This is a genomic window from Caldicoprobacter faecalis (genome assembly GCF_900115765.1).
GTDB lineage: Bacteria > Bacillota > Clostridia > Caldicoprobacterales > Caldicoprobacteraceae > Caldicoprobacter > Caldicoprobacter oshimai.
In genome coordinates, this window is the sequence record NZ_FOXR01000008.1 from 1 (window position 1) to 11507 (window position 11507).

The following is an 11507-nucleotide window of genomic DNA, read 5'->3' on the forward strand; positions in this document are numbered from 1 at the left end:
AAATTATCTCTGTAATATTTTTTAAAACCCATAGTTGACATTTTTACTGAATAAAATTATCCTTTTTGAGGTGACATTTTCACAGACTATTGACAACAATATTTTTAAATCTCAGACACTATTTTGAACAAAAGCCTGGCTTTTTATACTACCCAATGATTTTTATGGTATAACCCCGCTATAGAAATTGCCGATCTATTGAAAATTCCACACCGAAGAAAGCACCTGGAAAACACCTGTTTTATTCGTCCTTCACAGCTTTACCAACCGCACTTTTCCCCATGCACCCATCTTGTCATCTACAACAATTACCACACCCAAAACCCCTTGAATCCGCCTGGCAAGATGAACACCCTTTTCAATATCATCCGGAGTCTTCACAACATTCCCCACAGCGGTAGCGGCTGCATCGGCCAGCGCAGTATCATGGGACAATATGACCACTGCATCGGCCCTGCCAAAGCTCAACGAATGCCCTATCTTGCCCGATGAGGTGCAAACCCCTATTGGCGTGTCTTCCGCAGAGATTTTAAGCCCAATCTTTTGACTCAAAGGAGAAGCGCCCGCAAATATGGCTATGACCCTTTCGCGGAAGCTCTTGAGAAAGATATCCCCACCGTTTTCCACAATCACCTCGGGCGAGTATTGCAATAGTTCCATCCCGACAAATTCGCTTATGGCACCCGCAACCGCTGCCATAGGCCCTACGCCGGCCCTTTGCGCAGCATCGCACATCCGTCGCACTATCGCCGGTGCATCCGGCAAACATTTAATTGGCACCAGCGAGGTTAAAAACCTGCTATCTTTCCTGATGTAATCTTCAATATCCTTTCTGTATTTTTTGACCAGCTGTAGGGCCTCCTGACGCAGCATTGAATGTGCACCGATATCCAGATCGGTCTGTTCCACCTTTACATTGAAATACACCAAATCCTTTGCCCTGTATAACTCTCTATAAAACCTTTTTTCTGCCATAACACCACTTCTATTTAAAAAACATACGAAACAAATATTTTACAGAAAAATATTCACATCCATGGCATTTAGAGGACAGGTTTTGACGCACAGCTCGCATATCAGGCATTTGCTGTGGTCAAAGGTCAGCTTCCACTCATTTCTATCCATGCTCAAAGCCCTGGACGGGCAGACAGCGGTGCAGGCACCACAGTGAACGCATTTCTCCTCATGCCAAATTATATTCTTGTTGAATATCCTGTATTGTACCCCCTGCTCCTTTAAATACTGCAATCCCTTTTCTATGTTTTCCGCAGTACCTTCAAGCTCAGCCATCAGCCTTCCTTTTTTGTTGGGCTGGATCTGAGCCTGCAGGATATTGAACATGAGGTCATAATCCTTGACCAGGCGATAGGTTATGGGCTTGTCGGTCTTCTCAGGAGGAAAATACATAAACAGCTTTATCTTCTGCAACTGCACTTACTTCACCTCCCTTTCCTTCAAAGGGTTAAAGCGCCGGTCTTCAGGCAGTTTCTGTATAGGTTCCTGCAGTAAAAACTCGCCTTTTAATATCATTTCCTTGAGTACCTGCGCAATCTCCCGCGCCTTTCTCAGGCTGGATAGCGGTGCTGTAGGTACTTTCTTACCGTTGAGCTCAATTGTACCACTTCGCAGCTCTTCATAGCTAACTTTGCGCAGCACAGGTCTCGAACGGCTGGGCACGCTGTAGTCTACAACCTGCGTATAAATGTCACGATTGCGTACCGCTAAAAATTTAGCCATATCCTCATCCAAAACCGGAATGGGAATGCCGATCCCCACAAACAGAGTAGTACCGTATTTTTCATAGCTGGCCGCCCTTATGAACCGACTGCTCATCTGCTTCATATCCCCTACAACCGCGAGGGTGGCTCCTGAATACTGAATAACTCCATCCCTAATTACTTCTTTATTTCTCACAAACTGCGTACCTTCCCACGCAACATAACCCTGAGCACCGCCGATGAATATCCTGGTCCCAATACCTATAGTCCTGAGCTCGGGATCGTTGAGCAACGGGCTCAGCTCCCCCGATGTACAATAGGTCACATTCCCATATTGAGGCAGAAGGGTACCCATATAGGTGTAAAGTATTCTATCCGATGAGTTGGTAGCAGCATTGTAATTTTGATACGCGTTCCTGGGATTGAATAAATACGCCTGGTTCAAGTCATCTAAGGTAATGTACGTGGTTATCTCTTTCCTTGGATAACAGTCCGTTCCATACGACTCTGCGCGCAGCTTGATCTTCTTTCCATCTATTAAATCCTGAATCACATGCGCTCCACCGTATTCAAAACCTTGCGTCTCAGACAGCTCGGTAGCGCCTATATATGTGTCTACTGCAGCCAATCCCCCATAGGCTGGCACATCATTGAGCCATATCCTATTCATACGGATAGGGGGGTCTGAATGGCCAAAATTGATGAAAGCTCCGCTGGAGCACATAGGGCTGAAAGTCCCTGTCGTAACCACGTCCACCTCTTTTGCCGCCTGAGCAACTCCCTTTTCTTCGACCAGGTCTTTGAACTCTTCGGCAGTCAGCACAACCACTTTACCATCTTTTATTTTCTCGTTAATCTCGTCAAAAGTCTTAGCCATTCCTTCTCCCTCCCCTTACATCTTACAACACATATATTTTTTAAGTACACTTGTGCTGGATAAAAAATCAACCTGATAAATATTACATACTATTGTACAATATCTTTAACTTTTGTACCATACTTTTTAACAGAAATTTTTATAATTTTTTAATCCAATAGTTTGTCATAACCAAAATTTTCTATGTAAATAACTTACATTGTATCATTACCTACATTTAAACACCTTTACACAGCCTTATTAAATCGTCAACATAAGCTGTCGCAAGACACTCCACAGTGTCAGCCGCACCGTAATAAATCTTGACTTCTCCGTCATCTTCCAGAATCATTCCTCCTGGAAATATAACGTGATTCCTAAACCCTCCCTCAACTTCATAATCAGCTTCAGGTGCCATCAAAGGTTCTTTGTAAACTCCAATTACCTTAGAAGGATCCTCTAGGTCCAAAAGCATTATCCCTGCACAATACCTCTTCTTCCAGAAAGGTTCCCAACCATTTTTCCCTCTATTTGGATCTATATCTACCGCATGGAAGATTACAAGCCAACCTTCTGGCGTCTTAACAGGTGGCGCACCAGGCCCTATTTTATCGTTAGCATAGGGTACATTTTCAACCCCTAACAACAACTTTGAATTTCCCCAGTACACCAGGTCAGGAGAGTCAGAAATCCAAATATCAAAACGATCCTTCCCCCCTCGTCCATAGACTGGAAATGGACGTTCCAACCTCATATATTTATTACCAATTTTTTCTGGAAATAACACCATATTACGGTTATCTGGAACCGTCATACTAAGAATATCAAATTTCTCAAAATCTTCAGTTACAGCAATACCTCCTCTAATTCCATGTTTCGTATCAACCGCAAAACACATATATACTTTCCCATCTATTACTGTTAAGCGAGGGTCATACGCACGTAAAATTTCATCATCCTTAAGTTCAAAACACGGCTTATCCTTTACTTCCCAATGTATACCGTCGTCACTAAAAGCAAGCCCTAAGTTTGTCCCCTCTAATCTTTGTTCCTCAATAGAACCATAATCATTCCGAAATACCATAACATATTTACCTTGGTATTTGGTAACTCCTGCATTAAATATTAGAGTAGCTTTATAAGGAACATCTTTGTACGACAATATAGGATTGTTTTCATAACGTTTTATAACTGGGCTGGATTTCAAAATCGGTGTTAATTGATTGCTCATTTTTATTTCACTCTCCTCTTCAGATACTTGTGTTTATCGTTCCCAAACCCAAAAAATATAGATAATTTTCTATACTTCAATAACCGTTTTAATTGTCCCATTTTTACGGGTAAATGTAATAATCTACATATTCGTTACTCCTGAGTCAATTATACACCGGCGGTGACACAATGAACCACTAAAAATCTATTTACGTTTAATAGCCCTAAACTGTCCAGGAGACATTTGTTCATACTTCTTAAACACCCTCATAAAACTTTGAAGGCTTAAACCTATATTTTTAGCTATCTCTTTCATAGTCATATCAGTAAATTCCAAAAGTTGTTTTGCTCTCTCTATGCGTTTTAACGTAAGATATTCCGTAAAGGTCATACCAACTTCTTCTTTAAACACCCTGCTTAAATATGAATCACTTGTGTACAATTTCTCAGCTACAACGCTCAAGCTAATTTCTGGATCACTAAAATGTTCATCTATATAATTCTTGCACTTAATTACTATATCCTTGCTTTCCTCTTTATGCTTGTACTCTAAAAAAGTAATTATATCCCGGCATAAGCATTCCATCCATTGCCTTATATCCTTCAATGTTTCCAAACTATCTAATTCACCATACAAAAAACGTCCCTCGAATAATTCTGATTCTGTATACCCCATATCATATATAGATATCATTATATAGCCTACTAACTGAATAAAAAATTGTCTTATATAATTACAAGACTTATTCTTAAGATATGTTACTATATCATCTAATATCATACTAACTCTTTTAACATCCATTGCTTTTATATACATAACTAATTCCTTTTCCTTATCATATGGATAACTATTAACACCTTCAGAAGCTGGCTCCACATCTTCTATAAAGATAACCGAATGTTTTCCGTATAGCAAACGATACTTTATAGCCTCTACAGCTTCTAAATAAGATTTACCTAGCTCATCAGTCTTGTGATACAGTCGACTAACCCCTATACTTATAGTGAATCCCATGTACTTTTTTATGCTATCCATTATCTCAAAGCATAAATACCTAACAGTACGCTTATAATCCAAATAATATTCAGCTTGAGGAAGATTCACCACAAAAACTACCGTATAATCCTCAGATGTTACAAAACCCTTATATTCTGTATTAATTATCTCTTCAACTACATTTTTTACACTAAATAAAAACACCTCTTTATCTATATTGCTCATATTCTTCATATCGTCAATTTCCGCTGCCAGCGTAACAAAATTATCAAATTTTATGTTTATGCCATAAGAACTAAGATCGTCTGCTATATTATTACCTATGACGTTTCTGCCTTTTAATATATCTAATAATATTTTATCTTTTACCACAGGCCAGATATTTTTCCATCGTTTTTCTAAATCCTTATTGCGATGCTGTAAAGTAGAAAGATAATTGTTTATAACTGCATATTCATCGATTTTTCGATTTATATAATTGTTGCCTTGCCAAGATAAAATAATAGATTTTACCGGTTTATATAGTCGCTTACTCATTAAAAGCGAAATGACAATACCCATTACAATAAAAAACATTGTCACAACCACTATACCACGTCTAATAAGCATACTACCAGACATTAACGACTGTATAGGAGTTACTATAACATATTTCCAACCGGGTATACTGGAAGGCAAAAAAGAAATTATGCTGGGTTCACCATTTATATTATCTCTGAATTCATTCCCCTCTTCTTTACTTAATATCTGAGAGATATAAGAATATACACTTAAATCCTTACCTATGAGCTGCTTGTTTGCAGCTGCAACAACACCACCATTGGAATCTAATAGATATAATCTTTGATTTTCATAATTATTTTCATAGTACTCCATCATTGAACTCAGTGAATATAAATCGATATCAACTATAAAAGCAGCTTTCTTGTAATCTGATAAAAGGGGTAACTGTCTCACATATGATATGACCGGTATAATACGCCCCGAACGCTTCGATTTAGTCCATCTTGGACCTAACCATAATACATTAGCATTATTATTTTTTAACTGGAAAGCCACATCTTCGTTCTTAAAGCCTTTTTCATCGAATCGCCCATTAGATGTAATAAAAACTTTATCATGTTTATAATATATCACAACATCGTCTATAACACTGCTATTTGCCGTCAAATGCGTGACAAATTGATTGATATTCATAAGTTTTTTCTGGGCCAGATAATCACCAGTAGAAGAAGGCAAATTTACCCCATCAAAAGTTTCTATAACCAATCCATTCTGGATAAAAGAAGCATCTATTTCATTTAATATACCGTCTATCTTTTCCTTATATACGTCCAGAAGCGTTTTGTTGAATTTTATAGCCTCTTGTTGTATAGATAAAACAGAAATATTATAAGCAAAAATTCCAAATGCTAGCATGGGCACAATTACAAGCACTAAAAATGAAATGAACAGACGGTAATAAGCCCTGCCCATTTGATACTCCTCCAATTTATAGAATTCATATTTTTAATTATAATACATATTCATCATTATGACAAATAGTGTAAATTTGATTTTTAAAATTTCTATCAACAGGGCTTAGCCTATTGCATATCTGTAGTTTAATTCCGAAATTTGTAAAAATGTTGCCCAGGCAAAAATAGAGACTAGTATAAGCTTATTAATTGCGTAATATAACAAGATAGTTCTCCTACATCCATTGCTACATGAGAATGCATAGCGCTCTGAAGCAAAATCATAACTTTAAAAATATTATTGCTCCAGAGCGCATATTGCCAGTCCAGAGCTTAAAACCATGTTGGTCTATTAGTCTCTCAGTTAATACAAGCTGAAAAATTAATTTATACTGAAAAGTTCAAAACATTGCAAATATTATATTGTACACATTAACCCATACATCTACCTTTATTCAATACCATTACATATACTCATTGTAATCGTATAGCTCCATCAGCTTTTAATTGCATTATCAACTTCTGAGCATCCAGCTCAGAAGGCCATATACCTTCCTTTATAGCCATAGCAGCTGCTGTACCAGCCGCCTGTCCTAAAGCCGTACATGTAGGCATTACCCTTAAAGATGAATGGGCTTCATGAGTGCTGGAAATAGGCCTACCGGCTACCAGTAGATTATCTACATTTATTGGCAAAAGGCATCTATACGGTATACCATAATAATCACCTTCTGTCAATGACTTTATTACCGTACCTGAACCAGCAGGATTATGTATATCAACATTATAAGCACAGTAGCACACGGAATCTTCAAACTTGCGTCCATTCAATACATCTTCTTGAGTTAATACATATTTCCCAACTATACGGCGCGATTCACGTACCCCAATTTGAGGTGCTGATACCTGAAAATAGGAATTTTCAAAGCCGGGAACATATTTTTTAAGGAAATAAAACATCTCCCAGCATTGTTCCCTCGCTTCCAATTCAGCTTGTGTTAATTGCTCTGCATCGGTAGCATCTTTCATTACTATACGTGTCGTATTGAAATGTATCACATCAGGCTGCATTGTATCAAAAAATAATACATTTTCACGTGGGTTATGTATTTCCCCTCTAGCAACAGCACCTTTATAAAGCCGGTTTATCTCATCCCTAGATGGCATTCGCGAGCGATCGACATTGGCTACCCTGAAACACATGGTCATGGGCTGGGCAAAGCCATCTTCATCCCTACCTTTTCTACAAGGCACACCGGCCATATAGGCTACATCAGCATCTCCTGTACAATCTATAAATATTTTTCCTTTTATTTCATACACACCAGATTTATTAGCTACCCGAACGCTTTCTATAATGTTAGCGTCGCTTTTGATTACGCCTTCTACAAATGTATGTAGCAATATTTCTACTCCTGCCTTTTGCACTATTCGATTCAATACTAATTTCATAATTTCGGCATCAAACACGGTTCTATTTTTTAGCCCACCTAATTTATCTAATTCTTCCAATATCTCTTGAAATATACCAAATATAAGTTGATTTTCCGCCGTATAGGGGCGTTTAGCTTTAAAATAGCTCATGAAGGGGTTCACAAGTCCAGCTGTAGCCATACCGCCTAAAAAGCCATACCGTTCTATCAGCAATACATTTTCCGCCCCTGAACGTTTAGCAGCAACTGCAGCAGCTACACCAGTTAGACCTCCACCAGCCACTATGATATCATAGCATTGTTTCATGATAAATCCCTCCTAATCTGTGTTCTATACAGTTATTATACACAAAAGGGATGGTAGAAAACCACCCCTCTATTAACAATTAGTTTAATCTGCCATCGGCCTTTAAGCCCTCAATGATCTCTTCGCTGATTTCTTGGGCATGATAGACTTCATTAGCTGTCTTAACATATTCATCCCATTTATCAAGAGGTTCCTCTCCAATTATAAACTTTAGTAACATTTCTTGTTCATAGCGATTTAAATCAGCTCCATACTGCTTCCATATGGGCCCTGGGGTAAAGGCTTCAGCTACATTAGGCAATACTGGATTTTCCATAGCCGCATCTTCAAGATTTTCAGCATATTTGTCATATTTGGCATACCAAAAATCTGGATCCCATATATGCCGCATTTTTCCATATACTGCTACCCATTCGGCTTTGCCTTCTTCAGTAAACTCAATTTTGCCGTCCTTGCGTACAAAATGAGTACCTTCTATACCATACTGTGAAACCTCATATCCCTTACCATCAATGAGATAATCTAAGAACTGTATAAGCCGCTTGGGATCCTTGGCTTTAGATGATATCATAAAAACTCCATCCATAACACGGCTATCTCCTCTTAAGTATACGTGACCTTCTGGTCCTTTAGGAGGATTTGTACGAACCCATTTAGCATTTGGATCAATTTCTTTTATATTATGTTGAACTTCCAATCTAAATGGTAAATTCCATATATCATACAACATACCTGTCTTACCCTCTAAAGCTTTATTATTTAGTTGTTCCTGTTTATTGGTTATAAATTCAGGATCAATTAATCCTTCCTTATACAGCTTATTAACCCATGCCAGCGCATCTTTCATCCTAGGATGTTGTGTAACTCTTAATACCTCATTTCCTTCCTTTATATAAAAATCGCTTACAGGTATAACACCAAACGCTCCAAATAATGGACTTAATCCTCCTATACCACTGCACGTGTATGTAGCACCTTTATGTTCCTTGAAAGCTTTTAGTACATTATAAAAATCATCTATAGTCTTAAAATTTTCTTCTCCTAGCTTATCTTCCCATCCATCCCCTAATCTCAGCTCTTCTATCCAATCAAGACGTACAAATAATTGACTAGGATTTAACACATTTAATAGTGGTACTCCCCATATTTTACCCTTCATTTTAACCAAATTCCAATTTTCTTCAGGTATAATTTTTTGTAAATTAGGTCCATATTGCAACAGTTCATCAATTGGTATAAATGCTCCTTGTTCTGCTAATGTTTTCCAATCCATACCTGGTATAAACTGTATGAGTTCAGGATAATCACCACCCGCTATCATTACCTGTACTTTCTCTGCATATTCATTTAGCGGTATAATCACAGGATTAAACTTGGTATTAGTATCCTTTTCAATAACCTGCTTTATGGGATCATTCTCAGGTGGCAATTCCCTCATCCATGCAAATACCCAGTCAAATTCATAAGGCTCTTCTTGTTGAGCTGCTAAACTATCTTGCCCTTTTGAATCAGTTTCTCCTTTTTTTGCGTCAGATACAGTTTCTTGAGCTGGTTTATCCGAACTGTTCACACACCCCGCCAATACCGTCAAGACAAAGCTTACAACCAATAAAACCAAAAATAATTTATAATTTTTCCTCATAAAATATACCTCCTTCTTTTCTATTCTTTTATTGAACCCAGAAGAATGCCCTGGGTAAAATACTTTTGTAAAAAGGGATATACCATTAATATGGGTATAGTAGTAACGGCTATCACAGCCATACGTACAGCCAACATAGACGCTTTGTGAGTTTCTATATCCAAAATTAGATCTCCAGTTGCACTAAATAATATTCGTCTAAGGACAACTTGCAATGGATACAATCTTGTATTGTTAATATACAGTATAGCATTGAAAAAAGAATTCCAATAACCGACCGCGTAAAATAATGCTATAGTGGCCAACATAGGAGCCGATAACGGTAGCATTATTTTAAATAGTATGACAAAATCATTAGCACCATCCAACTTAACCGACTCTTCTAAACTATCTGGAATGGTAAGAAAGTAATTTTTGATTATTATAAGATTAAAAGCACTAACCAAACTCGGTATTATCAATGCCCATATTTTATCGATAAGGCGTAAACTCTTTACCACCAAATATGTAGGAATGAGGCCGCCATTGAATAACATAGTAAACACTATCATAAATAATAAAACTTCTCTACCAGGCAAATTTTTGCGTGATAATGGGTAAGCTGTCAGCACAGTTATTAACAAGCTCAACAGCGTACCTACAACAGTTATAAATAAACTGATTTTAAAGCCTTGTGGTATGGTGTCAGTCTGAAAAATTTGATTATATGCAGTAAAATCCACCTGTTTAGGAAAATAAAGTATATTTTTACTTACATTGGGTAACTCTACTGTTGGAGTGACTGATACTAAAAGAACATACAGAAATGGGAACAACGTTACAATTGCTATAACTATTAAAATAAAATAGATAACTATTTCCCAAATTTTTTCTTCCGTAGTCTGTTTTATCACCCTATCACCTCCAACTTTACCATATACCCGATTCACCCATTCTTTTCGCAATCCAATTAGATGTAACTACCAATATAAATCCTACCACTGATTTGAAAAGGCCAACTGCAGTAGCCAAACTATATCTCATACCTTGTATCCCAGTTCTGTATACCCATGTATCTATTATATCAGCTACCTCATATACTGACGGATTATACATTATAAATATTTGTTCAAACCCAGCATTTAAAATATTCCCTAACCTTAAAATGAGTAAAATTGCTATAGTACTCATAATACCAGGCAAAGTTATATACCAAGTTTGTTGCCACCGATTAGCTCCATCTATTTGAGAAGCTTCATATAATTGTGGATCTATACTAGATAATGCTGCTAAATATATGATTGAATTCCATCCTACTTCTTTCCAAATGCTTGATACCACAAGTACAGTTCTAAACCATTCTTTAGAAGCCATAAAATAAATAGGCTGACCGCCAAACATTTTAATAATATTATTAACTACTCCTGTTTGAGGTGAAAGCAAATCGGTAAACATTCCACCTATAACTACCCACGATATAAAATGAGGTAAATAGCTTATAGTTTGTATAGTTCGTCTAAATATCATGTTCTTTACTTCATTGAGTAACAACGCTAATATTATAGGAGCTGGAAATCCCCATATGAGTTTATAAACGCTAATTATAAAAGTATTCCACAAAATTTGCCCGAAGAATGGTGATTCAAAGGCCTGTTTAAAGTATTTAAAACCTACCCATGGACTCCCTAGTATCCCTTGCATTATATTATATTCTTTAAAAGCAATAATGGCACCATACATAGGTACATAATGAAATATGATAAAAAAAGTAATCCCGGGTATGAGCATCAAATACAAATATTTATATTTACTTATAGTTACGATAAACTTCTTTACAACTATATTAGGTTGCTTTCTCTGTTGTTTAACTGCTGCATAATGATTTAACAAAGTATTTCCTCCTTTC

General features: G+C 37.1%; 9 protein-coding genes. All 9 read right to left on the reverse strand.

The window, feature by feature from the left end; all coding sequences use genetic code 11:
* Positions 1 to 252: 252 nt before the first annotated feature.
* Positions 253 to 975, reverse strand: coding sequence for a UPF0280 family protein (locus BM241_RS04785; RefSeq protein ID WP_025748512.1), 723 nt, complete (start codon positions 973 to 975; stop codon positions 253 to 255).
* Positions 976 to 1014: 39 nt separating this feature from the next.
* On the reverse strand, positions 1015 to 1434 hold the full coding sequence (locus BM241_RS04790) for an NIL domain-containing protein (protein WP_242948252.1): 420 nt from the start codon (positions 1432 to 1434) through the stop codon (positions 1015 to 1017).
* On the reverse strand, positions 1435 to 2595 hold the full coding sequence (locus tag BM241_RS04795; RefSeq protein ID WP_092282169.1) for a homocysteine biosynthesis protein: 1161 nt from the start codon (positions 2593 to 2595) through the stop codon (positions 1435 to 1437).
* Positions 2596 to 2812: 217 nt separating this feature from the next.
* On the reverse strand, positions 2813 to 3805 hold the full coding sequence (locus tag BM241_RS04800; protein ID WP_025748515.1) for a glycoside hydrolase family 130 protein: 993 nt from the start codon (positions 3803 to 3805) through the stop codon (positions 2813 to 2815).
* 186 nt (positions 3806 to 3991) lie between these two features.
* Complete coding sequence (locus tag BM241_RS04805; RefSeq protein ID WP_092282170.1) at positions 3992 to 6259, reverse strand: helix-turn-helix domain-containing protein; 2268 nt, start codon at positions 6257 to 6259, stop codon at positions 3992 to 3994.
* A 455-nt stretch (positions 6260 to 6714) separates the two neighbouring features.
* The gene (locus BM241_RS04810) at positions 6715 to 7980 is read right to left on the reverse strand and encodes an FAD-dependent oxidoreductase (protein ID WP_025748517.1); all 1266 of its coding nucleotides are present in this window, start codon (positions 7978 to 7980) and stop codon (positions 6715 to 6717) included.
* Positions 7981 to 8059: 79 nt separating this feature from the next.
* On the reverse strand, positions 8060 to 9622 hold the full coding sequence (locus BM241_RS04815) for an extracellular solute-binding protein (RefSeq protein WP_025748518.1): 1563 nt from the start codon (positions 9620 to 9622) through the stop codon (positions 8060 to 8062).
* 20 nt (positions 9623 to 9642) lie between these two features.
* Positions 9643 to 10515, reverse strand: coding sequence for a carbohydrate ABC transporter permease (locus BM241_RS04820; protein ID WP_025748519.1), 873 nt, complete (start codon positions 10513 to 10515; stop codon positions 9643 to 9645).
* A 16-nt stretch (positions 10516 to 10531) separates the two neighbouring features.
* Positions 10532 to 11491, reverse strand: coding sequence for an ABC transporter permease (locus tag BM241_RS04825; RefSeq protein ID WP_025748520.1), 960 nt, complete (start codon positions 11489 to 11491; stop codon positions 10532 to 10534).
* Positions 11492 to 11507 lie beyond the last annotated feature (16 nt).

What these genes read in the sequence shown, in the direction of transcription:
- BM241_RS04815 (WP_025748518.1), bottom strand. Translation starts at nt 9,622, where the DNA reads ATGAGGAAAAATTATAAATTATTTTTGGTTTTATTGGTTGTAAGCTTT.
- BM241_RS04805 (WP_092282170.1), bottom strand. Translation starts at nt 6,259, where the DNA reads ATGGGCAGGGCTTATTACCGTCTGTTCATTTCATTTTTAGTGCTTGTA.
- BM241_RS04800 (WP_025748515.1), bottom strand. Translation starts at nt 3,805, where the DNA reads ATGAGCAATCAATTAACACCGATTTTGAAATCCAGCCCAGTTATAAAA.
- BM241_RS04810 (WP_025748517.1), bottom strand. Translation starts at nt 7,980, where the DNA reads ATGAAACAATGCTATGATATCATAGTGGCTGGTGGAGGTCTAACTGGT.
- BM241_RS04795 (WP_092282169.1), bottom strand. Translation starts at nt 2,595, where the DNA reads ATGGCTAAGACTTTTGACGAGATTAACGAGAAAATAAAAGATGGTAAA.
- BM241_RS04785 (WP_025748512.1), bottom strand. Translation starts at nt 975, where the DNA reads ATGGCAGAAAAAAGGTTTTATAGAGAGTTATACAGGGCAAAGGATTTG.